At 70.3% G+C, this 26,782-nt stretch carries 27 protein-coding genes, 1 tRNA gene and 1 pseudogene; 16 read left to right on the forward strand and 13 right to left on the reverse strand.

The annotated features are described in order from the left end of the window. Positions 1 to 498 (forward strand): annotated as a pseudogene (locus ACWDS7_RS01915) (RNA polymerase subunit sigma-24); the annotation flags it as partial. 65 nt (positions 499 to 563) lie between these two features. Next, on the forward strand, positions 564 to 965 hold the full coding sequence (locus ACWDS7_RS01920; RefSeq protein ID WP_451927673.1) for a hypothetical protein: 402 nt from the start codon (positions 564 to 566) through the stop codon (positions 963 to 965). A gap of 295 nt (positions 966 to 1,260) precedes the next feature. Here the strand turns inward: ACWDS7_RS01920 and ACWDS7_RS01925 are convergent, their stop codons facing one another. The 3 genes from ACWDS7_RS01925 to ACWDS7_RS01935 form a co-directional block, all read right to left on the reverse strand. Continuing rightward, positions 1,261 to 2,070: a neutral zinc metallopeptidase gene (locus ACWDS7_RS01925; protein ID WP_451927674.1), complete on the reverse strand. Its 810-nt coding sequence runs from the start codon at positions 2,068 to 2,070 to the stop codon at positions 1,261 to 1,263. 248 nt (positions 2,071 to 2,318) lie between these two features. Then, entirely contained in the window at positions 2,319 to 3,221 is a 903-nt protein-coding gene (locus ACWDS7_RS01930) for a VOC family protein (RefSeq protein WP_451927675.1), read from the reverse strand. A gap of 485 nt (positions 3,222 to 3,706) precedes the next feature. Continuing rightward, complete coding sequence (locus tag ACWDS7_RS01935; RefSeq protein WP_451927676.1) at positions 3,707 to 5,026, reverse strand: M14 family zinc carboxypeptidase; 1,320 nt, start codon at positions 5,024 to 5,026, stop codon at positions 3,707 to 3,709. Between the two features lie 69 nt (positions 5,027 to 5,095). On the opposite strand from ACWDS7_RS01935, the gene ACWDS7_RS01940 reads away from it, so the two are divergent. The 8 genes from ACWDS7_RS01940 to menC all read left to right on the forward strand — a co-directional run bounded on the left by ACWDS7_RS01940 (position 5,096) and on the right by menC (position 13,761). Then, complete coding sequence (locus ACWDS7_RS01940; RefSeq protein ID WP_306863595.1) at positions 5,096 to 5,707, forward strand: TetR/AcrR family transcriptional regulator; 612 nt, start codon at positions 5,096 to 5,098, stop codon at positions 5,705 to 5,707. A 63-nt stretch (positions 5,708 to 5,770) separates the two neighbouring features. Then, positions 5,771 to 7,204 (forward strand): MFS transporter, encoded by a 1,434-nt coding sequence (locus tag ACWDS7_RS01945; protein ID WP_451927677.1) that lies wholly within the window; start codon positions 5,771 to 5,773, stop codon positions 7,202 to 7,204. 66 nt (positions 7,205 to 7,270) lie between these two features. Then, the gene (locus ACWDS7_RS01950; RefSeq protein ID WP_451927678.1) at positions 7,271 to 8,116 is read left to right on the forward strand and encodes a M55 family metallopeptidase; all 846 of its coding nucleotides are present in this window, start codon (positions 7,271 to 7,273) and stop codon (positions 8,114 to 8,116) included. A gap of 91 nt (positions 8,117 to 8,207) precedes the next feature. Continuing rightward, a complete protein-coding gene (locus ACWDS7_RS01955; protein WP_451927679.1) occupies positions 8,208 to 9,758 on the forward strand; it encodes a serine hydrolase domain-containing protein in 1,551 nt (516 codons plus the stop codon). Positions 9,759 to 10,001: 243 nt separating this feature from the next. Then, positions 10,002 to 10,262: a hypothetical protein gene (locus ACWDS7_RS01960; protein ID WP_451927680.1), complete on the forward strand. Its 261-nt coding sequence runs from the start codon at positions 10,002 to 10,004 to the stop codon at positions 10,260 to 10,262. Further along, entirely contained in the window at positions 10,259 to 11,848 is a 1,590-nt protein-coding gene (locus tag ACWDS7_RS01965) for a PucR family transcriptional regulator (RefSeq protein WP_451927681.1), read from the forward strand. Before ACWDS7_RS01960 ends, ACWDS7_RS01965 begins: the two co-directional genes overlap by 4 nt. A 54-nt stretch (positions 11,849 to 11,902) precedes the next feature. Continuing rightward, complete coding sequence (locus ACWDS7_RS01970; RefSeq protein WP_451927682.1) at positions 11,903 to 12,655, forward strand: GNAT family N-acetyltransferase; 753 nt, start codon at positions 11,903 to 11,905, stop codon at positions 12,653 to 12,655. Next, positions 12,652 to 13,761: an o-succinylbenzoate synthase gene (gene menC, locus ACWDS7_RS01975; RefSeq protein WP_451927683.1), complete on the forward strand. Its 1,110-nt coding sequence runs from the start codon at positions 12,652 to 12,654 to the stop codon at positions 13,759 to 13,761. Before ACWDS7_RS01970 ends, menC begins: the two co-directional genes overlap by 4 nt. Here the strand turns inward: menC and ACWDS7_RS01980 are convergent. Together ACWDS7_RS01980 and ACWDS7_RS01985 are read right to left on the reverse strand one after the other, a co-directional pair. After that, positions 13,754 to 13,903, reverse strand: coding sequence for a hypothetical protein (locus ACWDS7_RS01980; protein ID WP_451927684.1), 150 nt, complete (start codon positions 13,901 to 13,903; stop codon positions 13,754 to 13,756). The two genes, menC and ACWDS7_RS01980, sit on opposite strands and share 8 nt — an antisense overlap. A gap of 290 nt (positions 13,904 to 14,193) precedes the next feature. Continuing rightward, a complete protein-coding gene (locus ACWDS7_RS01985; RefSeq protein WP_451927685.1) occupies positions 14,194 to 15,429 on the reverse strand; it encodes a hypothetical protein in 1,236 nt (411 codons plus the stop codon). Between the two features lie 669 nt (positions 15,430 to 16,098). Between ACWDS7_RS01985 and ACWDS7_RS01990 the strand changes: the two genes are divergently transcribed. Both ACWDS7_RS01990 and ACWDS7_RS01995 read left to right on the forward strand, forming a co-directional pair. Continuing rightward, entirely contained in the window at positions 16,099 to 16,368 is a 270-nt protein-coding gene (locus ACWDS7_RS01990; protein WP_451927686.1) for a hypothetical protein, read from the forward strand. A gap of 303 nt (positions 16,369 to 16,671) precedes the next feature. Next, a complete protein-coding gene (locus ACWDS7_RS01995) occupies positions 16,672 to 17,481 on the forward strand; it encodes a pentapeptide repeat-containing protein (protein WP_451927687.1) in 810 nt (269 codons plus the stop codon). Here ACWDS7_RS01995 and ACWDS7_RS02000 read toward each other — a convergent pair. Then, positions 17,447 to 17,839, reverse strand: a complete 393-nt coding sequence (locus ACWDS7_RS02000; protein ID WP_451927688.1) for a hypothetical protein — start codon at positions 17,837 to 17,839, stop codon at positions 17,447 to 17,449. The genes ACWDS7_RS01995 and ACWDS7_RS02000 overlap by 35 nt on opposite strands. Positions 17,840 to 18,108: 269 nt before the next feature. Here ACWDS7_RS02000 and ACWDS7_RS02005 point away from each other — a divergent pair, with 269 nt between their 5' ends. Next, positions 18,109 to 18,702 (forward strand): hypothetical protein, encoded by a 594-nt coding sequence (locus tag ACWDS7_RS02005; protein ID WP_451927689.1) that lies wholly within the window; start codon positions 18,109 to 18,111, stop codon positions 18,700 to 18,702. A 218-nt stretch (positions 18,703 to 18,920) separates the two neighbouring features. Here ACWDS7_RS02005 and ACWDS7_RS02010 read toward each other — a convergent pair whose 3' ends face one another. Then, positions 18,921 to 19,529, reverse strand: a complete 609-nt coding sequence (locus ACWDS7_RS02010) for a TetR/AcrR family transcriptional regulator (RefSeq protein WP_306863560.1) — start codon at positions 19,527 to 19,529, stop codon at positions 18,921 to 18,923. Between the two features lie 82 nt (positions 19,530 to 19,611). Here ACWDS7_RS02010 and ACWDS7_RS02015 point away from each other — a divergent pair, with 82 nt between their 5' ends. The 3 genes from ACWDS7_RS02015 to ACWDS7_RS02025 all read left to right on the forward strand — a co-directional run bounded on the left by ACWDS7_RS02015 (position 19,612) and on the right by ACWDS7_RS02025 (position 22,692). Further along, a complete protein-coding gene (locus ACWDS7_RS02015) occupies positions 19,612 to 20,784 on the forward strand; it encodes a DUF418 domain-containing protein (RefSeq protein WP_451927690.1) in 1,173 nt (390 codons plus the stop codon). Positions 20,785 to 20,852: 68 nt separating this feature from the next. Further along, positions 20,853 to 21,107 carry a hypothetical protein gene (locus ACWDS7_RS02020; protein WP_451927691.1) on the forward strand — a complete coding sequence of 85 codons (255 nt, stop codon included), beginning with the start codon at positions 20,853 to 20,855 and terminating at the stop codon, positions 21,105 to 21,107. 361 nt (positions 21,108 to 21,468) lie between these two features. Then, entirely contained in the window at positions 21,469 to 22,692 is a 1,224-nt protein-coding gene (locus ACWDS7_RS02025) for an esterase-like activity of phytase family protein (protein WP_451927692.1), read from the forward strand. A 206-nt stretch (positions 22,693 to 22,898) separates the two neighbouring features. On the opposite strand, the gene ACWDS7_RS02030 is transcribed toward ACWDS7_RS02025, so the two are convergent. The 6 genes from ACWDS7_RS02030 to glp form a co-directional block, all read right to left on the reverse strand. Beyond that, positions 22,899 to 22,972: transfer RNA gene (locus ACWDS7_RS02030), tRNA-Ala, on the reverse strand. A 58-nt stretch (positions 22,973 to 23,030) separates the two neighbouring features. Then, entirely contained in the window at positions 23,031 to 23,648 is a 618-nt protein-coding gene (gene sepX, locus ACWDS7_RS02035) for a divisome protein SepX/GlpR (RefSeq protein WP_451927693.1), read from the reverse strand. Between the two features lie 118 nt (positions 23,649 to 23,766). Further along, a complete protein-coding gene (locus ACWDS7_RS02040; protein WP_306875504.1) occupies positions 23,767 to 24,420 on the reverse strand; it encodes a GNAT family N-acetyltransferase in 654 nt (217 codons plus the stop codon). Between the two features lie 46 nt (positions 24,421 to 24,466). Then, positions 24,467 to 24,940, reverse strand: a complete 474-nt coding sequence (locus ACWDS7_RS02045) for a MogA/MoaB family molybdenum cofactor biosynthesis protein (protein WP_306863551.1) — start codon at positions 24,938 to 24,940, stop codon at positions 24,467 to 24,469. 86 nt (positions 24,941 to 25,026) lie between these two features. After that, a complete protein-coding gene (gene moaC, locus ACWDS7_RS02050) occupies positions 25,027 to 25,500 on the reverse strand; it encodes a cyclic pyranopterin monophosphate synthase MoaC (protein ID WP_306863548.1) in 474 nt (157 codons plus the stop codon). Positions 25,501 to 25,591: 91 nt separating this feature from the next. Continuing rightward, positions 25,592 to 26,779 (reverse strand): molybdotransferase-like divisome protein Glp, encoded by a 1,188-nt coding sequence (gene glp, locus ACWDS7_RS02055; RefSeq protein ID WP_451927694.1) that lies wholly within the window; start codon positions 26,777 to 26,779, stop codon positions 25,592 to 25,594. Positions 26,780 to 26,782: the final 3 nt, after the last annotated feature.

Genomic DNA, 26,782 nt, shown 5'->3' on the forward strand with positions numbered 1-26,782 from the left:
GCCGTCGACAAGAGCCCCGTGGCCGTCCGCCAGATCGCGCACCGCGCCCGCCGGCACGTCGATGCCCGCCGCCCTCGCGAGGCGGTCTCCCCGAGCCAGGCCCGGGCGGCCCTGGAGTCGTTCCAGCGCGCGCTCGAGACCAGGGACCTGCAGGCCCTCCTTGATGTGCTCGCCCCCGAGGTCGTCCTGATGAGCGACGGCGGCGGCATCAAGCAGGCCGCGCCGCGGCCGATCACCGGCGCCGACAAGGTGGCCCGCTTCATCGTCGGCGGCATCGGCAAGTTCGTCGTCGGCAGCACCGGCAAGGCCCAGGCCACGCTCACCGGTGACCCCACCATGGTCAACGGCAACCTGGCACTCCTCCTCCGCGTGGACGGCGAGCTCGACGGCGTCCTGGCGATCCGTGTCGAGGACGCCCGCATCAGCGGCCTCTACTACGTCCGCAACCCGCAGAAGCTGACCCGCGTGGCCTCCGAGACCCCGCTCACCCTGCGATGAACAGACCGGACCACCGAAACACCACTCATCCACTGCCACCCGCCAGCAAAGGGATACCACGCACCATGACCGGACAGACGACGGCAACGCACGGCGGCCACACCTTCCTGAAGATCGCGGTCGCCGTGCAGACCTTGAGCATCTTCTTCCAGGCGGCCACCGCCGGAATGCTGCTGTCGTCCCACGACACGGAGCTGCACCACATCGGATCACCCGTGATGTACGGCGCGACGGTGCTGTACGTGCTCGCCGCGATCCTGGCCTGGCGCCCGGGCGGCGGCACACCCCGCCCCATCCTGTACGCCACCGGCTTCCTTGTCCTCGCGTCGGCGCAGGTCGCGCTGGGCATCGCGGGCATGAGCCCGCTCCATGTCCCCCTGGGCGTCCTGATGTTCGGCCTCAGCACCTTGGCCCTTGGCCAGGTGCTGTCCGCCGCTCGGCGAGGCCGCTCCAGCACCCGGTCGTAGCCGCCGCCGACCCCAGGTTGTGCCCCCGCACCGGACCGGCCCCCCGTCGCCTTCACGATCATCCACTCATGCCCGCCTGGCCGTACGACCGGTAGCGCTCGGCCCACCGCCTGGCCGTGGTCACCGCAACCTGAAAGGGTCCCCGTCGGCTCGATGTAGGTGTCGCGATCCACACCGAACCCGGAGACCCTCCTTCATTCCAAGAACAATGAACCATGAAGTTCCCACGCTGCGGCAGGGCGGCATCCACCTCTCATCTCGGAGTACAGCCCATGGCTTCCCTGGGAGGGCGTGATCAGGCGACGCGGGACGCCGGCGCGCTCCAGGTGTTGCAGGCGGCCGGGGAGGCAGCAGCGAACCCCTTCTGCAGCCAGGCGACCCGGTTCTTTCCTGTGCCGTGGCTACGTTCCTTGTCGAGACTGTCATCACCACTGCGCCGGTAGAGGTCCACGACCTCCTTCCAGTCCTTGTCCTGATAGTCCTCCTGCGAGGCCCAGATACTGCCCATGAACGCCGCCCCCAGGCAGTCGGCCTGCAACTCCGCGCGACGGCTCTGCGCCAGCGCCTGCTCCTTCGTGGGAGCCGGCATGTTCCGGTAAGCGGTCCACATACCGGTGAGGTTCTGAACGTGGTGGGCATACTCGTGCGCGATCAGGTGCAGCAGCACCGGGTCAGCCGGGTCCGCGACGGCGTAATCCTTGATCATGATCACCAACTGCCGCTCATCGACGCAGTAACGGCCGGTGACGTTCTTGCCCCAGGCCGACCCGCACGCATGGCCGGGCTTGGACATGAACCGGATCTTCGGTTTCTTGAATGCCAGACCGGCCTTCTTCAGCTGTCCCGACCATGAGGCGTTCAAACAACTCAGCATCGTGGTCAGGTGCTTTTGGGCGGCTGCGACGCTGCCGGAGCTCTCCGGTCGGCGGCCACAGGGCACCGTCAGCTTGCCGCCACGGTACAGCGGGTTATGGGTCAACGCCTTGGTACCGGTGGGAACCGGCGCACCAGCAGCACCGGTGGGACCGGTACCGGCGTGGGCGATGCCGGTGAGCATCAGACCGACCAGGGCCCCGGCCAGCAGGGCGATATGGGGGGTACGCATGGCGCCAAACTCTACAGAAACGGCAATAACGGAACGTCGCGCTGCTCTGCGAGGTCCCCAAGGAAAAGCCGCCCACGTCGCTCACCCTCGACCAGACGGAAGCCGTGCTCAGGGCCTCCGGGGGTACGGCGCTGCACGCGTACGTCGTGCTGTCGCTGCTGCGGGGAGCCCGTACGAAGGCCGGCCTGTCGGAAGATCACTTCCCGGGCCGAGTTTGACCTCCCCCAGGTGAGACCAGGGCTGCTGGATCAGTCGTAGGTGGCGATCTCGATGAGGTTGTGGTCCGGGTCTCGGATGTACAGGCTGGTGATCGGGCCGAGCGCACCGGTTCTCGGGACTGGCCCCGCTTCGATGGGTACGCCCGCCGCGGTCAGATGGGCGGCCACCTGATGCAGGGGCGAGCTGGTGATCAGGCAGAGATCGGCGCTGCCGGGCTCCGGGTGAAGGGCATGCGGCCTGATCTCGTGCCCGGCCTGGTGCAGGTTGATTTTGCTGGAGCCGAAGGTGAGCGCCTGGCGGCCGTCGCCGAAGGCCACCGGCTCCATGCCGAGGGCGTCCCGGTAGAAGCCGATCGTCCGGGAGATATCGGCCACGGTCAGGACCAGGTGATCGAGGCTTGCGATGCGGACCGCGAAGGTCTCCTTGACGGCCTCCCAGGCGATCGGTGGCAGCAGGTGCCGACAACGAGTGAAGAACGCATGCAGCCCGGCCCCGTGTTCGGCGCGGATGTCTGCGTTGTGCCGAACGACGTCGATCTCGTTCGCGGCCGTGATCAGGAGAAATGCCGCCAGCTCGGCGTCGGAGGGCTCCACCGGCCGGTCCGTGAAGCGGTCCACGAAGCGCAGGGCAGGGTAGGTCGCTGCACGGTCGCAGGAGGCGTAGAGATATACCAGCGCCTCGGCCCGGGACCCGATCGTCTCGATCAGTGTGGCCCGATCGGTGAGGTCGAGGAGCCGGCGGTCGTAGCCGTCTGTGCCGTAGGTTGCGTGACACAGTCCGGCGAACTGCACGTCTTCGTCTGCCCCCCAGTCCTTGAGCTGGGCTGCGACGCGTTGCAGGTGCTGCAGGAGTGTGCCGCCGGGGTGAGGGATCTCGGCGGCGCCCTTGGAGGTGAGGAATGTCGTCGAATCCGTAAAGGTATCCGCTGCCATGATCCCGGTTATACGCCATCAGGCGAGAGCCGATACGGCAGGGGTGGAGGACGTACTCTGCGTGATACAGCGGTCGCCGAGGCCGCCGCACGTGCATGTGGGAAGCGATGATGTCCTCGTCCCCAGATCGATCCCGGGCGGTGAACCCCCGTTCCTGGCCGATCGTCCCGAGGCGACCCGCCGTCCATCGCGAGCAGGCCGCCACCCCGCGCATAACTGATCGTTCCAATACGGACCGGTGAGCTCTCCAGCGGCGGGCCCCGCAGACAGGCGATGCCCTTGGCCCGCACCGACCAGCGGGTCAAGGGGGTGAACGCCTCGGTGGCGAACGTCTCGGGTCGTTGACAGACAGTGGCCGATCTACTCGCACCTCATGTCGCCCCGACTGCCGGCGGCTGCCGCTCCCCACTGACATCTCGGGATGTCGAGTGTGGCGGAACCGGTAGCGATCATGGGGAACCAACGGGTACGCCCTGCGTCAGGGCTCAGGAGAAATCTGCCCGATTCACGGACTCTGCCGCGAGCAACGCCGCGCCGAGCTGCACGGCGACCAGCGAGCGGAGCGGGATCGGCGTGGCCACCGCCTCGGCTTCGGCCTCGGCGAACCACTCGTCGAAGCGCGCCCCGAGCCGGGCCCGCTCGGCCCGGATGGCCGGTGTCTGGTTGCCCGCGCCGAGCTCGGCGTCCAGCATGCGCAGGTAGGTCCCGCAGTACCTCAGCCGCATGGTGTGCACGGTCTGCCGGTTGCCGACCACCTCGGCCACGGTGGCGGGCCGGTCGGTGCCGGGGAGGCTCTCCCACTCGCCGATGAACTCGTCGTGGGCGCCGACGAAGTCCTCCAGGGCGCGGCGGAAGGGGGAGCTGACGGTCAGGTCGGCTCTGACGGCGGCCAGGGATCGCGCCAGTTCGGCGATCAGAGCGCGTTGCGCGGTGAGGTTGGCCTGGATCGCGTCGCCGTACTTCTGGTCGGTGGGGGTCTGGTCGGCGACGCGGGAGTCGGCCCAGTAGGGCAGTTCGGTGATCAGGTGCAGGGCGCCGAAGCGGTCGGCGTAGTCGACGCTGGCGCCGCCGATGCCGTAGGTGGCGGCGATCTGGGCGCCCCTCGGGGTCATGTAGGCGGCGGGGCCGATCGGCACGGCGCTCGGCACCTCCGGCGGCCCCATGTGCAGGGGCAGGCCCTCGGCGGTCGCGATGGCGGCCAGGCGGGCGGCGAGCGCGGGGGCGTGCTTGCTGAGGTAGTAGAACGCGCCCTGGAGCTCGCCGTTGTGCAGGGAGTAGACGAAGGCGGGTTTGACCTCGTCCATCAGCCGCATCAGCGCCTCGGTCTCGGGCATGGTGCGGTCGAAGAAGTAGTCCTCGCCGGTCAACGGGAAGGTCCATTCGACCTGGTCGACTTCGGCGGGGCGGTAGAAGTGCTCGGCGTAGGCGCGGCGGTCGCTCGGCCGTGAGTACCAGCCCTCGTTGAGCCGGGCACCGTCGGGATCGACGCACGGGATGAGGTGCCAGCGGAAGCCGAACTCCTCGCGCAGCGCGGCGTCCTCGACGAGCTGCCGCAGCAGCGCGCTGACGGTGAGCGCGCCGATGGGCTCGTTGGGATGGGGGCCGCCGATGATCACGGCGTCATGGGGGCCCGCGCCGATGGTCGCCACGCGCAGCGGCTCGCCCAGACGTGAGGTGCCGATGCGGCGGAGCCGTACCAGGTCGGGGTGGGCGGCGGCGAGGTCGTCGAGCTCGGCGTGCATCTGGTCCACGATGGGGAACGCGGTGTAGTCCGGCACCCGGCTCATGTGGTGGGCGATGTCCATTTTCGAGCCTCCTGATAATCTGGATTATTCTAGTAAACCAGATTATCCTTCTGGCATGCAGGAGGTGTCATGCGGCTGAACAGAGCGGAAAGCAAGGCGGCCAACAAGCGTGCGCTGATCGAGGCGGCGCGCGAGGTCGTCGGCAGGGAGGGCTCCAAGGCGAAGCTGGAGGACATCGCCGAACTGGCCGGCCTGACCACCGGCGCGGTCTACTCGCTGTTCGGCGGCAAGAACGACCTGATGGTCGCCTTGGTCGACGACTACACCGGTCCGCTCGACCTGCGCTCGATCGGGGCCGCCGAGCCCGGCATCCCGCTGGAGGAGGTCGTGGCCGAGGTCGCCCGCCGGTTCCTGCGCATGTCGGCCGACCCGCGGGCCGCCGGCGGGCTCCTGTTCGAGACGCGCGTACTCGACCTCGTGCTCAACGACCCCGACCTGCGCGGCAGGCTCAACGCCTCGATCAGGTCGACTGAGGTCGACCTCGCCGCGCTGTTCACGGGCCGGGAGCACGACGGGGCCGCCGTCACGGGCGAGCAGGCACTTCGCCTGGCCCGCGCGCTGAAGGCCCTGCTGTCCGGGCTCGGCCAGGGCGTCGTGCTCGGCGCCCACGAGGCCGACGAGGAGTTCTTCGTCGAGACCGCCCAGGCGCTGATCACGCCGAAGGTGCTCGGCCCGGCCTAGATCACGGCCGGGGTTCGGGGGGACCACACGGCCGCACGTCACCCCACCCCGAAAGGCAGAACCATGTCCAGATCCGGCTTCGGCGTCATCGGCGCGCCGGTGTTGTTCATCGGCGTCCTCCAGACCATGGAGATGATGCTCTCGCCCGCGCTCCCACTCGTCCAGCGGGACCTGGCGGCCTCGCCCGGCGCGCTCGCCTGGATCTTCACCGGCTCGCTGATCAGCTCGGCGATCAGCACCCCGATCGTCGGCCGGCTGGCCGACATGTACGACAAGCGGCGTGTGCTGCTCGCGCTGATGGCGATCAGCGGCGCCGGGGTCCTCCTCGCCGCCCTGGCGCCGAACATCACCGTGCTGATCGCGGGCATGGCGATCGAGGGCGTCTGGCTGGGCGTGCTGCCCCTGACCGTGGGGCTGTTCCGCGACACCCTCACCCCCGAGCGCGCCGCCACCGGCAACGGCCTGATGGTCGGCGTCGCCGCGCTGGCCAGCGCCCTCGGCCTCATCCTGGCCGGGCCGATCAGCTCGGCCCTCGGCTACCGGGCGCTGTTCCTGCTGGCCGTGGCCGGCGTGGCGGCGGCCGCCCTCCTGGCCTGGTTCACCGTGCCGGCCACCCCGCGCGCGGCCGGCGGTCGCGTCGACTGGGCGGGCGGGCTGCTGCTCGGCGGCGGCGTGGCCCTGCTCATGCTGGGCCTGACCGCCGTCTCCACCTGGGGCTGGACGGCTCCGGCCACCCTCGCCCTGTTCGCCGCCGCCGCGCTGACGCTGGGTCCGTGGGCGGTCGTGGAGCTGCGCGTCGCCGACCCGCTCGTGGACCTGCGGCTGCTGGCCGGACGCACTCCGGCCGGGGTGACCGCCATGGGGGTCCTGCTCGGCTTCGCCTCCTTCGGCCTCGTCGTCGCCCTGCCGATGATGCTGGCCGCGCCCGCCGACACCGGGTACGGCCTGGGCGCCGACACCCTGTGGATCGGCATCTACATGTTCCCCATGGGCGTCGCGGGCACCGTGATCGCGCCGCTGGTCGGGCCGATGACCAGGTTGCTCGGACGGCGCACGGTGCTGGTGCTCGGCAGCGCGCTCGTCTGCGCCGGGACCGGCGGGCTGGCCCTGTGGCACTCCTCCCCGTGGCAGGTCATGGCCGCGGTGACGGTCATGGGGCTGGGCGCCTCCATCGGCCTCACCGCCGGGCTCAACGCCGTGGCCTCCGACGTGCCCGGTGAACGCGCGGCCGGGGTCAGCGGCGTGGTCTTCGTCGCCAAGAGCATCGGCGGCACGTTCGGGGCGCAGCTCGGCGCCATGGTGCTGGCCTCCGGCGCGGTGGCGGGGGTGCCCACCGAGCAGAGCTTCGTCGACACGTACCTGCTGTCGGCGGCGCTCGGCCTGCTGGCCGTCGGCGCCGCCTTCGTGATCCCGGCCGCTGTGCGGGACGCCAAAGGCGGGCGCCCGGCTTCGGCCCCGGCGACGGAGCCCGCCGTTCCCCAGGCTGACATCCTGTGACGGCGGCCAAGGAAGTGACGGCGGCCGAGGAAGTGACGGCGGCCAAGAAAAGGAAGGGAGTAGCCGGTGCGGGTCTACATCTCCATCGACATGGAGGGCGTGACGGGCATCGCCACCATGGACCAGGTCGTCCGCGGTGGCCACGGGTATCCGCGATCACAGCGGCTGATGACCGCCGAGGCCAATGCCGCCATCGAGGGCGCGTTCGCGGCCGGGGCCGACAGCGTCCTGGTCAACGACAGCCACGGCACCATGGACAACCTGCTGCACGAGGAGCTCGATCCGCGCGCCCGGCTGATCTTCGGCACTCCCAAGCTGGACTGCATGGCCGAGGGCATCTCGGCCGAGCACGACGTGGCCATGTTCCTCGGCTACCACGCCGCGGCCGGCTCGCCGGGCGTGCTCGCCCACACCTACTCCTCGCACTTCTACGAGGTGCGGCTCAACGGCCGGCCGGTGTCGGAGGCCGAGGTCAACGCGCTGCAGGCCGCCGCGGTCGGCGTCCCGGTGGGACTGCTCACCGGCGACGACGTCATCTGCGGCGTCGCGGAGAAGACCTTCCCCGGCGTGCGGACGGTCGCCGTCAAGGTCGCGCACGGGCACACCGCCGCGGACAGCCTCTCGCCCGCCGAGGCCAGACGGCTGATCCGGGAGGCGGCGGCGGAGACCGTACGGGGGGCCGGGGAACTGACGCCGCTCCGGCTGCCCGAGGTGTTCGAGCTTGAGATCGACATGCCGAGCACACCCGCGGCCGAGCTGGGGGCGCAGATCCCGGGCGTGCGCAGGATCGCCGACAAGACGCTCGCCGGCGCCTTCACCACGCCCACGGAGGTGCTGGGCTGCGTGACGGTCTGCTACCACCTCGCCGCCGACGCCATGATCAGCCGGATGGCCCTGTATGGCAGGCGCTAGCCGGCCCGCTGGCCCGTACGCCAACCAGACAGGCCACAGGTTTGCCGCTCAGGCCATACGGTTCACGCGCGGGGATCCAGATACTGGAAAGATGGATCTTGAGCAGGTAGAACACGCCCTCGCCGCCCTCCCCGGCGTCCGCCCGGACACCCCGGGCCTGGCGGTCGGCGTCTACGCGGACGGCAGGGCGCTGCACACCTCGGCCAAGGGCGTGGCCACCGTCGAATTCGGCGTCCCGATCGACTCCCGCACCCGCTTCGACATCGCCTCCATCAGCAAGCAGTTCACCGCCGCGTGCCTGCTGCTGCTGGCCAGGGACGGCAGGCTGAGCCTGTCGGACGACGTCAGGACGCACATCCCCGAGCTGCGGCTCAACATGCCCGTCACGATCGCCCAGTGCCTGCAGCACACCGGCGGCCTGCCGGAGTGGTACGCCCTGCAGGCCGTCACAGGCGTCCCGCTCCAGATGCTGGACGAGGAGCGGCTGATGAAGATCGTGGCAGGCATCCGCCGGACCATGTTCGAGCCGGGCACCGACTTCTCCTACTCCAACACCGGCTACATCCTGGCCGCCGCCGTGGTCAGGCGGGTCAGCGGGCGGTCGCTGGCCGAGTTCGCCCGCGACCGGCTGTTCGGCCCGCTCGGCATGGACGACACCGTCTTCCGCGACGACGCCTCCGTTCCGTTGCCCCGCATGGCCTTCGGCTACACCGGTGCCGGCACCAGGGCCGACACCGAAGAGAGCGCGGTCGGCGACGGCGGCGTGGTGACCAGCGTCGCCGACCTCGCCCCGTGGTTCGGCTTCTTGGCCGACGGCCGGGTGCTGGGCGCCGACCTGCGCGAGGCGCTGCTGGAGAGGGCCGTGCTCACCGACGGCGCCGTACTGCCGTACGCGCACGGGATCTGCCACTTCACGGTCGGAGAGCTGAGCGCGTACGGCCACGCGGGAGGCATGCACGGCTATGTCGGGAACCTGCTGTACCTGCCGGAGCCCGGCCTCGGCGTGGCCGTGCTGACCAACCAGAGCGGACTGGACCCGGTCGGCATCAGCATGCACCTGGCCCGCGCCCTCACCGGCCAGGACCCGGCGGCCCGGCCCGCCCTCGCCGACGCGGCCACGGGCGAGGCGGGCAGGACCGCGCTGCTCGGGCACTGGCGCGATCCGGCGGGCGGGGCCACGCTCACGCTCGAACCCGCCGAGGAGGGCAGGATCTCCCTGACCGGCTCCGCCGTGCTCGCGCCCGGCGACGACGGCCGCTGGTACGGGCAAGGAGACGCCGAAGGGGCCTGGCTGGCGCTGGAGGACGGGCGGCTCCTGCTGGGTGACACCAGGTCGATCAGGTGGCCGGCCTCCTTCACCCCGTGCGACCCGCCGGGCGACGGCCCCGCGCCGGAGGGAGCCTGGCTCAACGACGAGCTCGGTGTGCTCGCCGTACTCCGGAAAGAGGTGCTGCGCGTCGGTCTCACGTTCGAAGTACCCGTCACGCCCGCACCTGCTGGAACGTGGCAGGCGGGCCCCTTCGCCTTCTGTCTCGACGAGGGCGGCGACCTGCTGCTCAGCGGCTCCGGCCTGCGCGGGATGCGCTTCGTCGCCCAGCCCAAGGGCACCGCGGCCGTCGGTATCCCCCCTGGCCTGGTCTAGGACGGGGGATTGGCCTGCAGCACGGGCCGGGGCGCGCGGAGTTCGGCTGTCGGGTCAGTGAACGCGGGAGGCCGGGCTTCCATCGTCCGGCCGTCCCCGCTCATTCCCCGAGACCGTGCGGTTCGCCGTCCTCGACACGATGGTGGCCGCCACCTCCTGCAACGCCGACGAACTCCTGAAAGCCGACGGACTTCTCGTCGACTGACGGAGTGGACAGAGTTCATCCCAGGAAAGGCTCACCCCATGCACGACCTCATCCTGCGTGGCGGCACCCTGCATGACGGGTCCGGTCCGCCGGGCCGTACCGCCGACGTGTGCGTGTTCGACCCTGCGACCATCAGGCACGACGGCACCTACGACGAGCCCGGCATACGGCCGGCGGGCGCCATCCACGTGCTCCTGGGCGGCCGGATGGTGATCGGCGGCGGCGAGTTCACCGGCGGCGGGCATGGACGCCTTCTCCGCCGGGGCGGCGGGTGCCTCCAGCCGCGGGAAGCCGGGTGAGCGCACAGGGCCGGGTGACGCTCGGCGTGCTGCTCGACAGTCTCGGGCCGGAGGCGGTCACCGCACTGTGCCTGCCGTCCGGCCGCCAGGCCATGGTCGGCGCGCCCGTCATCTACGGCTCCGACGAGCCGCTGACCGCCTTCGACGGAGCGCTGCTGCTGGTCACCGTCAACCCGGAACCGTCCCTGCTGGAGCGCGCGGCCGAGGCGGGCGCCACCGCGGTCGTGGTGCGGGCCGGGCTCGGCAACGCCGTCGCGCTGACCGAGGCGGCGGAGGGCGCGGGCGTGGCGCTGCTGGCCGCCGCGCCCGGCCTGTCGTGGGGCCAGCTCTACGCGCTGGTCGATGCCCTGCTCGCACTTGTCGCCCCCGCGGCCGACCTGGGTGGCGGCGCCCAGGCAGGCGACCTGTTCGCGCTGGCCAACCAGGTCGCCGCCCGGATCGGCGGCGCCGTGGCCATCGAGGACCTGGCCATGCGCGTGCTCGCCTACTCCACGATCGGCGGCCAGCGCATCGACGAGCTACGCAGGGAGGGCATCCTCGGCAGACGCGTCCCCGAGCATCCGACGAACACCGAGGAGTACGCTGCCGTTTTACGCTCCGACCAGGCCGTCTGGAGCTTCGAGCCACGCGAGTACCTGCCGAGGCTGGCGATCGCGGTGCGCGCCAGGGGCGAGGCGCTCGGCACGATCTGGGCCATCCAGGCCGACGAGCCGCTCACGCCCGACGCCGCCACCGTGCTCGCCGAAGCGGCCGGGACCGCCGCCCCGCACCTGGCACGCATCAGCCTCGCCGCCGACAAGGCCCGCAGGAGCAGGGACGAGTGGCTGGGCTGGCTGCTGCGGGGCGTCGGCCCCGTCGGCGAGCTGGCCGCTTCCTTCGGCCTGCACCCGGAGGAGCCGGTCACGGTCGTGGCGGTCGGCGCCTGGGAGGTCAGGAGGCGCACCGACGTCTTCGCCGCCACGCACGCCGGAGACCTGCTGCGCACCGCCTACAACGCCTACCGGATCAGGGCCGCCGTCGGCGCGGTGGACGGCAGGACCTACGCCGTCGTGGCCGTCGAGGCCGGCACGCCGCTGCTGCGGCGCATCACCGCCGACACTCTCGGCCAGATCAACGGCCGCCTCGGCGGCCGCTGGCGGGCCGGCGTCGGCAGGACCGTGGCCTCGGTCGCGCAGGCCCCTGCCAGCGCCAGGCAGGCCGACGAGGCGCTGCGCGTGATGTGCGGGCCGTTCGCAGGCGGCGAGGTGGGCCTGCACGAGGAGCTGGCAGCGGCGCTGTTCCTGCTGGACGCGGCGGCGTCGATGCGCACCAGCCCGGCGCTGCTGGGCGAGCCGCTGTCGCTGGTGGCCGAGCACGACGCCAGGCACGGCACCGACTACGTCCACAGCCTGCGCGTCTGGCTGGCCGCCCACTACGACGTGCCCAGGGCCGCCGAGACGCTGTCGCTGCACCCCAACACGCTCAGGTACCGGCTACGCCGCATCGGCGAGCTGATCTCGCTCGACGACCCCGACGTCAGGATCGTCCTGGGCCTCCAGCTGCGGCTGGGCGAGATCCGGGCGTCCGGCACAAACAGCGGCGAGTGAAGTTTGGCTCGCACGCCAACGCCCCGGCGACGGCCCGGCGGAATGCTGGTGAGCATGGTCGAACTCCGCATCCTCCACGACACCTCCGAGTTCCAGGCCGCCGACCGGCTGCTGCGCCGTGTCTGGGGCGTCAGACCGGGCGACGACCCGCCGCTGGCCGTCGACCTCATGTGCGCCTTTCACCACGCCGGCGGCTACGTCGGCGGCGCCTTCCTCGACGGCGAGCTCGTCGCCGCCGCCTCCGGGTTCCTGGCCGAGGGCGGCAGCCTGCACTCCCACATCGTGGGCGTAGCGCCCGAGGCGCGGGGCCGAGGGGTCGGCCAGGCGATCAAGGCGCACCAGCGCCGGTGGGCCGTCGAGCGCGGCCTGAACTCCATCTCCTGGACCTTCGACCCGCTCGTGCGCCGCAACGCCTTCTTCAACCTGGCCAGACTCGGCGCACGGGCTGAACGGTACGTGCCCGACTTCTACGGGCCGATGAGCGACGGCATCAACGGCGCGGACGCCTCCGACCGGCTGTTCGCGCACTGGCCGGTGAACCCGGGCCCGGTCGCGGGACCGCCGCGCGGGAGCGAGGCGGCCGTGGTGATCCTGGACGAGACCGGGTCAGCGCACGAGCCGGGCGGCGCCGCCGTACTGCGCTGTGCCACGCCCGCCGACGTGGAGCGGCTGCGGCGCGAACACCCCGAGGAAGCCGCGAGGTGGCGGGCGGCGCAGCGGGCCGCGCTGGACGGCGCGCTCGCCGGCGGCTACCGGATCACCGCCTTCACCAAGGACGGCTGGTACGTACTGGAGCGTGCGGCATGAGGATCGTCGAAGCCGAGCTGCACACGGTCGCGCTGCCGCTGCTCACGCCGTTCCGCACCTCTCTCGGCACGCAGACCGTGCGCAGGGCGCTGCTGGTGCGCGTGCGCGGCTCCGAGGGGGAGGAAGGCTGGGGCGAGTGCGTGGCCGACGACGAGCCCACCTACAGCCCGGAGTACCTGGAGGGGGCGGCCGACATCATCCGGCGTTTCCTCCTGCCGGGTCTGTTGACCGTACCCGACCTCGATCCGGCCGGCGTGGCGCCCGCGCTGGCGCACCTGCGCGGGCATCCGATGGCCAAGGCCGCCGTCGAGATGGCCGTCCTGGACGCCGTGCTCAAGGCACGCGGCCTTTCACTCGCCGCCTATCTGGGAGGGGTACGGCGCAGCGTCCGCGTGGGCGTGTCGGTGGGCATCGCCACCACCCTTGACGCCTTGCTCGACACCGTCGACCGGCACGTCAGCGCCGGCTACGCCCGGATCAAGCTCAAGATCGAGCCCGGCTGGGACCTGGAGCCGGTCAGGCTGGTCCGCGAGACGTTCGGCGCCGGGCTCATGCTGACCGCCGACGCCAACACCGCCTACGCCCCCGCCGACGCCCGTCACCTGGCCCGCCTCGACGCCTACGGCCTGACGCTGCTGGAGCAGCCCTTCGCCCCGGACGACCTGCACGGGCACGCCGAGCTCGCCGCCCGGATGGAGACGCCGATCTGCCTGGACGAGTCGATCACCTCGGCCCGCGCCGCCGTCGCCGCGATCAGGGCGCGCGCCTGCTCCATCATCAACATCAAGCCCGGCAGGGTCGGCGGCTACCTGGAAGCCCGCCGCATCCACGACCTGGCCCAGGCGGGCGACGTGCCGGTGTGGTGCGGCGGCATGCTGGAGACCGGGCTGGGCCGGATGGCGAACCTGGCGCTGGCCAGCCTGCCCGGCTTCACACTGCCGGGCGACATCTCAGCGACCGCCCGCTACTACGATCGCGACATCACCGCCCCGGTCGAGCTGGAGGGCGACTCCATCACGGTGCCCGAGGGCCCCGGGATCGGCGTCGCGCCGGACCCGGACGCCCTGGAGATGTTCACCGTCGACCCGCCCGTGCGCGTCATGTGACCCGTCGTGCCCGGAAGCCGCTGATCGTCTTCCGTATCCAGCCCGCGTAGGCGGAGGCGCACTCGGACGCAGCCGCCCCGCGGGCGTTCAGTCCCCGCAGCCGGCCGGGGAAGACCGCCACGGAGAGGTCGGTCGTGTCCACGGTGGCACCGAAGCCAAGCAACCGGGTGGGGGTGCCGGGCCGTCCGGGCCGCTTGGCGATGCGGACGGACGTCTCGGCGACCGGGCGGTCCGGTCGATCAGCGAGGCCCCGCACACGCCGGCCGCGCGCGGACCTAAGGACCAGAGGACCGGAGGACCGAAGGACCGAAGGACCGAACGGCCGTCCCAAGGGCCACCATTTCGACCTGGCCGACCCCAAAACCGGCTCGCCCACGGCCGCCGCACCCACTCGCACGATCCCACCGACGGCCTCACCGGTCCAGGATGATGTCAAGGAATGGGAATCGAAACAGGTGACGGGGGTGCGTAGCGCAGTTCGGCGGTATCCACGGAGTCGCGACTACGCAGGATCTGTGAGATCAACGCCAATCCTCGTGGCAGATCGTCCCGGATAAGTATGTCGGCCGAGGTAGAGACGCTGGTCCAGTGTCCAAGGGCATCCCGGCGAGTGACTTCGCCGGCGATCTCGGCGCCGCCCAGCCCTTCCTGTTTCAAGGTGTCGTTCAGGTCGGAGATCAGGATGCGGGCGTGTTCCTCTGGACGGTCTTGGGTGGCGAGCGTCAGACACAGTTCCCATGACTGTGCGCCGGCCAGGGGACTTGGTCCATACCATCGCTTCACGAGGGAGCCTCGCGGCAGCCCGGCCAGCGTCTCCACGGCCCAGCAGGACTCGGCCCTGCTCACAGGCTCGGTCAGGGCGCGTACGAGAGCGGGGTGGATCACGTCCGCGGTCTGCAGCGCCGCGGCAAGCGGTCCGAGGTGAGCATGGCCTTCAGCAGTGGTACAGCGGTCGAGGGCGGCGCGGACGGCGGGGGTCCGCAGGGATGGAGCGGCCATGGCAGCGGCGAGGATCTGCTCTGCCTGATTGAGAAGAGCGGTCCAAGCGGTGAAGGGGAAGTCTGTGGATCCGGGGGTGCGCAGTGAGTAGAGGTCGTACGGGGCGGAGTCGGGGTCGATCTGCTCGACGGTCAGATGGCCGTTGTCCCCAGTTGTCCAGCGCAGGCCACAGCCACGCAGGTCGCGTAGTTCGAACCAGTCGCGGGTCTCGGGCCGCAAGCCGTTCCCCGGGCGGGGGCGCACCGTCTGAAAGGCCGCGTCCATCAGTGGAGTGATGACGTCCGGATCGTCATGCTCGTCAAGAACGACGAAGCGGGCCAGCAGCGCAAGCACCGGCCCGGGGTGGCGGAACTGGGGATCGTGCACTGCCAGGGCCCGGGCAAGCAGGTCCAACTCGCTCCAACGCATGGCGTGGGGGTGGGGGTGGGCCTGATCGTCCCAGCCGACGGTGATGGGTTCGGCCAACTCGGGGGCGACAAGAGCGAGGTCGAAGTATCCGGTGACAACGTCTAGATCAAGAACGAGGGCGAGTCCTTCGCCCACCTGGAAGTCCGCGGTGAACGATTCCTCGTCGTCGAGGTCAGACTCGGGCGCGTCGTCTTCGAAGAGGTATGCCCCCCAAAAGTCGGGGTCGGCCATGCGAGCTGTCAACTCGTCGTCTAGAGGCATGTCGCGCATGCTAGCCCGTACCTCATGAGCATGATCGCAGCCTGCGGATCAGTCGGAATGAGCGGACCGTCCCGGATCGAACAAGCAGGCTGCAGGGAAGATCAGCCGACCCATCGCCTTAAGATCATCAAGCAACGCAAAGGCCACGTCCCATGCCGTAGATCCGTGATCTTATCGGGGCCTGACCGTTCGCAGCCCGCAACGCTCTCACCGATAACCCGCGTAAAGGTCCAGTGATCACCTGCGCGTCTTTCCCGCGACCCTGATCACCTCGGGGCCGGAGTGCCCCCGCCGGAGGCATGCCCTGACCTCCGCTGTCCGCGTCGCCGTACGGCTGTCGCGTCGCCGTACCCCGTCCGGCCTGCTGGTCTTCTTCCCTGTCTCCGCCTGGCGCTCGATGTGCGGTGGGCCGGTCAGGCGGGACCGGCCCGGGGAGGCCGCACGCCCGCCCGGTTCCGGACCGACCGCCCGCCACCCACCGGGCGGCGGCATGATGACGTAGAGAAGATTCGACCCAGGATCGTCAGCTTCAACGGCCGGCTCAGCCCGGCGCCGGAACAACACGGTTCCGTTACTCGGTACCGCATTGAGGCACCATTCAGTTCATGGATCTGCGGCTTCGGCTTCCCGATGAGACTCACCGTCGGCGTTGCTCCGCCGCCTGTCCCAATGACGGTCTACCTCACCAAGACCGACGTCCTCGCCATCGCCGAGGAGATCCTGCCCACGGTCGGCCTGCGTGACGGCGGTCAGCTCCACGTGGCCGTGCTGCGGCCGCAGGCCACCGTCTTCGGCGAGGGCACCTACCTCGACCTGAACGGCGAGACGCTGAGCGGCACCGATGCCGACGCAGCCGAAGCCCTGGTGGTCTCGGTGACCACCGGAGAGCTGAAGGACACAGCCGACATCGCCGAGCGGCTGCGCGCCCTGGAGGGATGAGCAGGCGAGCCGTGCCCGACAAGTGCCCCACGACGTCCGTCCCTGCACAGACGGCGACCGGTGGGGCCGGGTGAAAGGGCTCCCCGGACCGGCCTGGTCACTCGGCCGGCTGTTTGTCGGATCAGACTGCGAGACTCCGCGCATGCATGATCTCGTACTCTCACAGGACGTCACCGCAGCCGGTCCTCTCGCTGCGGTGAGGCGCTCTGCGGAAACGTCTCCTGGTCCCAGCCGCAGCAGGCGGCCGGCGTGAGCGCGTTCGGGCGGTTCAGTCTCCAGGCGAGCCCGGAAGAGTGGTCACCTGTGTGGATCGCTCGCGGAGAGCTCCGCCACCAGCGGTTCGATCTGCCCGCCGGAGTATCCGGCGTGACCTTCGACCGGGCACGGCTGGTGAACGTGGACTTCTCCGGAACGCGGTTCGCCGACTTCAACGTCCACGGTGGCGTATTCCAAAGCTGCGACTTCTCCGGCGCCGTCTTCGAACAACTTTCGATGGGCATCACCGGCATGCGAGGGCGCTGGGACGGGGCCGACTGGCCGCAGTCGATCTTCCGCGATTGTGTGTTCCGGCGCACCCGCTTCGCGCCTTTCACCTTCTTCGGTAACGTCCGGTTTGAAAGGTGCCTGTTCGACCGCTCTCGCCTGAGGGACCAGACGTCCACGTCCGAAGCCGAGTTCGTCGACTGCGTCTTCCGCGGCCGCGTGCGGAACATCAACTTCTGGGGCCGTCCGGCCGACCACCAGGCCGCGCTGGGCAGGGACCACAACGACTTCACCGGCAACGACTTCACCGGCGCGGAGCTCGACTACGTCGCCTTCCATCACATCGACCTCCAGGCCCAGCGCCTGCCCGGCCTGCCCGGCTACGCGCTCCTCGACCGGATCAGCGAACGGGTGGAGGCGGTGCTGCCCCTGGTGGGGAACTGGCCGGACGCACGTCACCGGAAGCAGGCCGGCTTCAGCCTGGAGTTCCTGGCGGACATGGCCCTGGAGCAGAACGACGATCAAGCGCTGGTGAGCCCCCTGGACATGGGCCGGAAGCTTCCGCCCGCGCTCCGCGAGGAGTTGTTCGAGGCGCTCAGGCGCATGCCCAGCGATACATCCCCTGGTTGAGCCGTACCGCCTCGCGGGCCAGGCCTCGCAGGGCCATAACGCGTCCGAGCTCGAACTCGTCGAGCAGTTCCTCCTCGGCGTACTCGCGCAGCCGCGCGTCATCCACGGTGGCGAGCGCGACGACGGTCTCGGGTGCTATCCGGTCCACGCTCGCCGATTCACCGTCGTCCGCAACGGCCTCGCTGTCCCCGAACTCGCTGAGGTCACGTCCGCTGAGCTCCGCGGCCAGCGTGTCGGGCTCATCGAGCCATCCCTTGCAGTCGACGTACGGCAGGTTCGCGGCTCCCGGCCCTCCGGGTAGGACCGATCGGGCAGCCTGCTCGGAGTCCGCCGTGAAGTAGTCGACGAGAACACCCATGGCGACCACCTTACCGATCACGCCCACACCGGCACGGGAGAAGAGCGCACACCTCAAGCGCACACCTCAAAGGGATTGGACTCCCGGGCGAGGACGCCGTGCAGTGTTCGACTCTTCGCTGACTCCAGCCCGCGAGAGCCCCGTGGAGGCCGTACGGCCCGCCTCAGACGGAGAACCGGCCGCATAGTCCCTGATCAGACAGAAAGCCCGATCCCACCATCTGGAGTCGGGCCTTCGTCAGGCTGCTCGACCTCCGCCACAATGATCATGTGATCGATCACTACCGCAGCCTCTTCGAGTGGCACCAGTGGCTGGAGGACGGACTCTGCTGGATCATCGTGCAGCCCCTCAACGAAGAGATCACGGTGGACGATCTCCTCCGGCGGCTGAACGGGGGTCGCGCCCCCGAGCATCGCGTCATGGAGTACCCCACGGAGGAGGCCCTAGATGAGCTCCAGCCCGTGTTCTTCGTCTTCGAAGGCGCAGGAACCTGGGGTTTCCTCGAATTCACCTACGGCATGGCCCCGTCCGGCCGCACCCTCGTCGAGCTCAGCAAGGAGTCACGGGTGTGGATGACGACCTGGCACTTCAAGGGGGGATACACCGTCCTCTACGCGGCCGACGGCAGGATCAGGACGCGGATGGGCGACTTCGTCTTCACCGAGCACATCGTCGAGGAAGGCGATCGGAGCATCCTGGCAGACTTGCGCATCATGCTCGACGGCCTCGACCCGCAGGACTACCGCGGCAAGCAGAGTGCGGCGTTCGCCTTCATGGAAGCGGCCACCGGCATGGGCCTGAAGAGTGAGTGGCTGGATGTGGAGAACGCCCCCGTCGTCATCCTCGACAACCCTGACGCCTGACCCGGGCACCGGCCGATCTCCTCGTCACGATGCGGCCCCTCACCCCCTCCGAGGAGATCTGCTGACTTCCCACTGACTCCGCCCGACCAGCCGGCTTCTCCGCCGCCGACGCTGCCGGTCATGGTGGGGCGATCGTTCGTCTCCGTGGTCGGCGGTCACGGCATGCGCACCAGTGCCGGGTTTCCGGCCCGGCTGCAGGAGAGCGCCGTTCCCTGAGCTCACGCTCGCGATGCTCGCGGATCGAACCCGATCGCGGGCAGAATCGCCTGATCGACGATCGCCGCGAGGTCCTCGTCGGTGGGTGGTGCCCCGGTGTCGATCAGGCGCTTGGTGACGAGGGCCTCACCGATGTCGGCCACGACCGGGGTGAGCAACTCGGCCGGGAAGCGGTCCCGGTCGGCGTAGTGCTGCAGCACGGTGCGGGTGAAGGTGCCCCCCCGGTTGGCGAAGACTCGTTCGAAGAGCGCCTTGGACATCAGCGCGGCGCTCTTCGGGTCGGTGAGGATGGAGGCGACCGCGCGGCCTGCCGGGCTGAGAGCCCACTCGACCATGAGGCGCAGGGCATGGATGAGGTCACCGCGCAGATCGTCGGCCCCGGGGGACGGCTCCTCGACCGGGTGCTGGTGGTAGAGCGCGTCCAGGAGCACCTCTACCGGATCTGACCAGCGGCGGTACAGCGTGGTGCGGGGTGTGGCCGCGCGCCGGCCGATGCCCTCCATGGTCAGCCGTCCCACGCCGACCTCCACCGCCTCTTCCAGGACGGCGTCGTGGATGGCCTTGATCAGTTCTTCGCCGCGTCGGCGCGGCCTGACGCCGTGGTCGCCCATCACCACCCCTTGCCCAGCTACACAGATGTAGCTTACCTTGAGCATTAGCTACATTCATGTATCTAATTACGAGGGGACAACCATGTCCATTGCCCCACCGACTCCCAGGGACGTGGCCGCTCCCGTCGCCCAGCGCGCGCTCGCGCCCGATCTCGCGCGCGGGCTGATGCTGCTGCTCATCGCGTTGGCGCACGCGCACCTGTACCTGCCAGGTCACGAGGTGGGCTTCCGCGGTTACACCCTCGACGGGGGCGCCCTCGACCGCCTGGTCGCCGGCGTGCAGATCCTCCTGGTGGACGGGCGCGCGCTGCCGATGTTCGCCGCCCTGTTCGGCTACGGTCTGGTGCAGCTCGCCAACCGGCAGCTCGCCGCAGGCAGGAACTGGGCTCAGGTGCGCAAGGTGCTGCGCCGCCGGAGCCTCTGGCTGCTGGCGTTCGGGTTCTGCCACGCGTTGCTGCTGTTCTTCGGTGACATCCTCGGAGCGTACGGACTGGTCGGACTCGTGCTCGTCGGGTTCATACGGCGCGAGGACAGGGCCGTGCTGCGGGCCGCCGTCGTCGGGCTCGTGCTGCACGTCGTGGTGCTGTTCGCATTCGGGCTGCTCACCGTCTCCGTACCCAAGGGCGACACGCCCGCCGCCATGGCGGACCCGATCGAGGCGACGGTGATGCGGCTGATCGGGTGGGCCTGGATGACGCCCACCTACTTCGCCGCCAGCGTGGTGCCGGCCTTCCTGTTCGGGATCTGGGCGGCCCGGCGCCGCGTGCTGGAGGACCCGGCGCCGCACCGGGGCCTGCTCTCCCGAGTCGCGGTCATGGGCGCAGGGCTGGCCGTCGCCGGAGGGGTGCCGTTGATGCTGATCGACACCCGGATCTGGACGCCGGCGGACATGCCGGCCGTGGCCGCGTACGCCCTGCACAGCGTGACGGGCATCGCCGGCGGGCTCGCGTACGCGGCGATCATCGGACTCGCCGCCGGTCGGATGCGACGTGGGCGTCCCGGCCCGGTCGTCAGGGCTCTCGCCGCATGCGGTCAGTGGTCACTGACCTGCTACCTCCTCCAGTCGGTGATCTTCGTAGCGGTGTTCGCACCGTACATGGGAGGGCTCGGCGCGCGTGTCGGCGATGCCGCGGCGTCCGGCATCGCCGTGGTGACCTGGCTGGCCACCGTGGTACTCGCCGCGCTGTCGGCCTCCGGCGGGCGGAGGGGACCGGCCGAGACCGCCCTGCGGTGGTTGACGTACAGGCACCGCTGACTCATCTGCCGACCGGTGGTGAACCACCCGCCTCGGACTGGGACCGAAGCCGTTCCGGAAGCCGCCACTTGACCACTGGAAAGATCTGCGCGATCAGTTGCCACTCCGGAGACTGCATCCATTACGCGGAGTTCGATCTCGGTCGGCAGGGCCACGAGTGGCAGTTCGGGGTCCACCGCAAACTCCTCAGCCACGAGGACCTCACGGCGGACATCGTCGGCTCCGCCCTGTTCAAGCTGGAGTTCCGGTCGCCGGTGGAGGCCGTACGGCCCTGCCGGCTCGCCCGGGACCATGGACGATTCCACGGCTGTGACGGTTGCTGAACCGGCCCCGCCTGAGCAGGCGCAGCCTGTACCGGCGGGTGCGGCGGGTGGCCAGTGACGTTGCAGGGCATCTTGTTCATCCCGCACACCGGCGCCGCCTGGGAACACCTGCCGCAGGAGCTGGGCTGACGGCACGCGAAGACCCGCTCCTCGACGAGACCACGTGGACGGCGACGGTCCCGGACGGGTGGGTGGTCAGGCTCCCGCGGGGACGGAGGCGGACGGCGCGACCAGCGGATGTCATCGGCATTTCGCCATCGCTACAGCCTGCCGACATCAAGTCCGTAACAGCAATTAATGGTCGACCGATTTGATCCGACTCGCCAATGCCCCATCACCGCTCCGCCCCTCAGGAGAAAACGTGCGACGTCGCCCTCTCGTTCTTTTGGCCACCGCGGCGCTCATGCTGGTCGGTACTCCCGCCTTCGCGGCCGGCAAGGCGGCCCCGCCCGCCGGTGACCCCGCTCGCGCGACCCTGCTCGCCCGCGCCACGCTGCCCGCCTACACGCCGGCCCCCGGCCCGCCCACCGGCGCCTTCAGCGACCCCAACAACGGCATGACGCCTCCCTACCCCAGCCAGCTGGTGCTCGGGATCTCGTCCATGCTCCTCGACGGCAAGGGCGCGTTCTGGGCCATGCCCGACAACGGTTTCGGGACCAAGGGCAACTCGGTGGACTTCCTGCTCCGGCTTTACCGCTTCACACCGCACTGGGAAACGGCCCGCGGCGGAGCCGGGACCATCGACGTGGGCCAGTTCCTCTCACTCCGCGACCCGGATCACAAGATCCCCTTCAAGATCGTCAACGACGACACCACGGACCGGCTGCTCACCGGCGGCGACTTCGACGTGGAGTCGGTGACCCGGACCCCCGACGGGTCGATGTGGGTCGGCGACGAGTTCGGGCCGTTCCTCCTGCACTTCGACAGCACCGGCAAGCTGCTGCAGGCCCCGATCGCCCATCCCTCGCTCAAATCCCCGAACCACCCGACGTCGGCGGACGGCGAGCCCACGACGGTGCAGGGCAGCCGCGGCTTCGAAGCCCTCGCCTCCTCCCCCGACGGACGCTTCCTGTACCCCTCGGTGGAAGGTCGGCTGACCGATGACGCCAACCCGTTCCGGCGCTACATCTACGAGTTCGACACCCAGAAGAACCAATACACCGATCGTTCCTGGCAGTACCGGACGGACGGCGAAGACTACCGCATCGCCGACATGCAGTCCCTCGACGCCAACCGGGCCATCCTGATCGAGCGTGAGGACGACGAGGGGCCCAAGGCCACCTTCAAGCGCGTCTACTTGATCGATTGGCGCAAGACCGACGCGGACGGCTACCTCGTCAAGACCGAGGTCGCCGACCTGCTGAACCTGCGCAACCCTGCCCACATCGGCTCGGACGACCCCGCCGGGGGTTACGGTCTCGGCGACCCCTTCAAGTTCCCCCTGCAGTCCGTGGAGGCCCTGCTCCCCCTGCCGGGCAACAGGATCGCCGTCATGCAGGACAACAACTTCCCGGACAGCACCGGCCGTGTCCCGGGCAAGACGGACGCCACCGAGATGATCGTGATCGGATTCCCGAAGCGGTAGCACCGAAAGGCGCCGGAAGGGTCTGTCCCCGGAGCTGCTGCGCCCAGGCGACGACCAGCCTCAGAAGCATCGAACAATCGGGCAGGGGAAGATGATCCTGCTGCCGGGCTGGGGCGCCTGGGAGCAGGGCATCATCGTCACTCAGTTGGTCACCCAGCAACGCAGAAGGCCGCTTCCGATCTCTCGGAAGCGGCCTCTGGCCTGGGTGGAGATGAGGGGATTCGAACCCCTGGCCCCTTCGATGCGAACGAAGTGCGCTACCGGACTGCGCTACATCCCCAAGACGTGCACTAGGTTAGCAAACTTCCGGAGCCGCTCGCGCCATTCGGAGCCGGAGATCAATCTCCGACCGCGCGGCGGGGGGTCTCGGCGTACTGGTCGAAGATCTCGTCCCGGTGCGCGGCCAGATCGATGATCTCCGCCACCGGCCGCCGGGCCTCCAGCTCGGCGGCCCGCCGGCGGGCGCGCCTGACACGTTCCGCACGGGCCTGGGCGGCGGCCCTGCGCTGTTCGGCGTCGATCTGGACCGAGACCCGCAGGATGGCCAGATAGGAGCCCAGGAGCACCACGGAGGGCGCCACGGCCCACCAGGGGATCACCTGGACGGCGGCCGTCACCACCGAGGCGAGGACCAGCAGCGTGCACCAGAGGGTCAGCCGCCTGCGCTTGGCCACCCGCAGCGCCCGGCGGCGCCGCTCGGCACGGCGGCGCTCGCCCGGGGCCCGCGCGGGCCGGGGTCCGGTCGCGCCCTCGGGCACGGCGCCGGGCTCGGTGTCGGGCCCAGTCTCGGGAGCCTCGGCCTCGGCCTCGGCCGGCTGCTCGTCCTGGGCGTACGGCTCGGCGCCCCCGTCGAGCTCGTCGAAAGTGGATCGGTCCCGGCGCAACCACATGGGAACGAGGACGCACAACCACATAATGACAATGGCCAGGTACAGAAGAGCGCTGCTCACGGCCACCTCCGGGCAGCATGAAAACGCCTGTGGTCTCTTGGCGTCTTCAATGTGCTCACGTCACGCACCGTAAGACCGCGTGTCACTATTTGACGAGTATTCAGTGCGGTGTGTCGCGAGATCTTCAAACCTCTTCATGCGGAGCGCCACCATGGGCTGCCGCTTCCCGTGCTCTCCGCCACCGCACGAGCAGGCCTCTTGGTGCGTCTTCCACCGTGAGCGCGTAACAAATATGGTCACGCCAAGCACCGTCGATGTGCAGATGCCGCCTTCTGATGCCTTCTTCCCTGAAGCCGAGCTTTTCAACCACTCGGCGGCTAGCGTGATTTTCCGGTCTGATATTCGCCTCCACCCGGTGCAGCCCGGTGGTGAAGAAACAGTGGTCGACCGCCATGGCCACGGCGGTGGGGATGATGCCCCGGCCGGCCAGGGCGCCGTCGACCCAGTAGCCGATCTGGGCCGACCTGGCCGAGCCCCAGACGATGGCGCCGACGGTGAGCTGCCCGGCGAAGGCGCCCTCGTAGGTGACGACCCAGGGCAGCGCGAGCCCCTGCCTGGCCTCCCTGCGGAGGGTGCCGGTCATCGCGATGTAGGGGCCGAGCCCCGTCCGGAACAGGGGGGTCTCGGGATTGCTCGGCTCCCAGGGGCGGAGCCAGTTGGCGTTGCGCAGCCGTGACTCCCGCCAGAGACGAACATCACGCAGGCGCAGCGGCCGGAGTCCCACCGGGCCTTCCGTCAGGGTCACCGGCCAGCCACGAAGTCGATCCACGCCCTCCATCATCCCCCCAAGACACGCCGGCGTGCCATGGAGTCCGCCAGGCGGTTCAGCGGGGATGGTCTCCCCCGCGGATCTGGTCCACGGCGTGCTCCAGCACCGGCAGGAGCACGGCCATGCCGTCGCGGACCCCGCCGGAGGAGCCCGGCAGGTTGACGATCAGGCTGCCGCCCGCCTGCCCGGCGAGCCCGCGGGACAGGATCGAGGTGGGCACCCTGTCGCGGTCCGCCTGGCGGATGGCCTCGGCGATGCCGGGGATCTCCCGGTCGAGCACCCGCCCGGTCGCCTCCGGGGTGAGGTCGGCCGGGGTCAGCCCGGTGCCGCCGGTGGTGACGATCACGTCGTAGCCCTCGGCCACCCCGGCCCGCAGCGCCGCCTCGACCGGATCGCCGTCGGGGACCACCTGCGGACCGTCCACCTCGCATCCGGCCCCCGCGAGGAGCTCCGCCAGCAGTTTCCCGGATTTATCCTCGTATATCCCGGCGGCGGCCCGGTTGGAAGCGGTGATCACCAGAGCTCTCATGCCGCCATCCTCCCAGGCCCGGTCACCGGACTCCCAGACCCGGCCACCGGAGGTCATTCCTGCCGGGTCCACATCCCGGTCGGAGGTCATTCCTGCCGGGTCCACACCCCGGTCTTGCCACCGGTCTTCTCCTCGACCCGGACATCGGTGATCACCGCCGCCGGATCCACCGCCTTGACCATGTCGATCAGCGCGAGCGCGGCGACCGAGACGGCGGTCAGCGCCTCCATCTCGACCCCCGTCCGGTCCGCGGTCCTGACCCGGGCGGTGATCTCCACACCGTCGTCGACCACGGCCAGCTCGACCTTCACACCGTGCAGCGCGATCGGGTGGCAGAGCGGGATCAGGTCGGGGGTCCGTTTGGCGCCCATGATGCCCGCGATCCGCGCGGTGCCGATCGCGTCGCCCTTGGGGATGTCGCCCGACCGCAGCAGGGCCACGGCCTCGGCCGACAGCAGCACCCTGCCGGTGGCGCTCGCCGTACGGACGGAGACGTCCTTGGCCGAGACGTCCACCATGCGTGCCGCGCCGGTCTCGTCGATATGTGTGAATCCACTCATACGGACACCATGCCCTGTGATCCGATGTCGGTGCTCATCGCCCCTGTGATCCGGCGCCGGCGCTCATCGCCCCGGCCCGCCCGCCGGCCGTTCAGAGCGGGATGACCTCCACGGTCGCGCCTCCGGGCAGCTCGGTGACCTCCTCCGGGACCACGATCAAGGCGTTGGCCGAGGCCAGGGCGGCGAGCTGGTGCGAGCCCTGCCCCCGCACCGGTGCGACCGACCCGTCGGCCGACAGGACCGCCCGCAGGTATGACCGCCTGCCCTCGGGCGAGCGGAGCGGCGAGGCGGTCACCGCGCGCACGGTCGGCGCCGGCCCGGCGGGCAGGCCGCGCATCTTCCGCAGCGCCGGCCGGACGAACAGCATGAACGACACGAAGGACGACACCGGGTTGCCGGGCAGCGCGAAGATCGGGATCTGGTCCTCGCCCACCACGCCGAACCCCTGGGGCATGCCGGGCTGCATGGCGACGCGGTCGAAGCGGACCGTGCCGAGCGGGGCGAGCGCCTCCTTGACCGGCTCGTAGGCGCCCATCGAGACGCCGCCGCTGGTGATCACGATGTCGGCCCGCAGGAGCTGGGCGTCGAGCTGGTCGAGGAACAGCGCGGCGTCGTCGGCCACGACCCCGGCCCGGTAGGCCTCACCCCCGGCCTCGCGGACGGCGGCGACCAGGGTGTAGCTGTTGGACTCCCAGATCTGGCCGGGGGCCAGGGGCGTGCCGGGCTCGGCCAGCTCGGCGCCCGTGGAGATCACCACGACTCTCGGGCGGGGCCGTGCCAGCACCCGGCGGCGGCCGACCCCGGCCAGTACGCCGAGCTGCGCCGGGCCGATGAGGGTCCCCGCCGGCAGCACGACGTCGCCGGCGCGCACGTCCTCGCCCGCCCGGCGGATCGCGTTCCCCTCCGGCGCCGACCGGCCGATCGTGACCTGTCCGGTGCCGCCGTCGGTCCACTCGACCGGGATCACGGTGTCGGCGCCCTGGGGCACCGGAGCGCCGGTCATGATCCGCGTGACCGTGCCGGGGCCCACGGCGAGCCGCCCGCCGTCGCCCGCGGCGACGTCACCGATCACCGGCAGCGTCACCGGGACCTGTCTGACGTCCTCGGCCCGTACGGCGTAGCCGTCCATGGCCGAGTTGTCGAACGGCGGCAGCGGGACCGGGGAGGTGACCTCCTCGGCCAGGGTGGTGCCCAGCGCGTGCTCCAGCTCCAGCTCCAGCGGGGCCAGCGCCCGCACGGTGAGCAGGATGTCGGCGAGGTGCTCGTCAACCGATCTCATCGG

The sequence above is a fragment of the Streptosporangium sp. NPDC003464 genome (genome assembly GCF_053588315.1).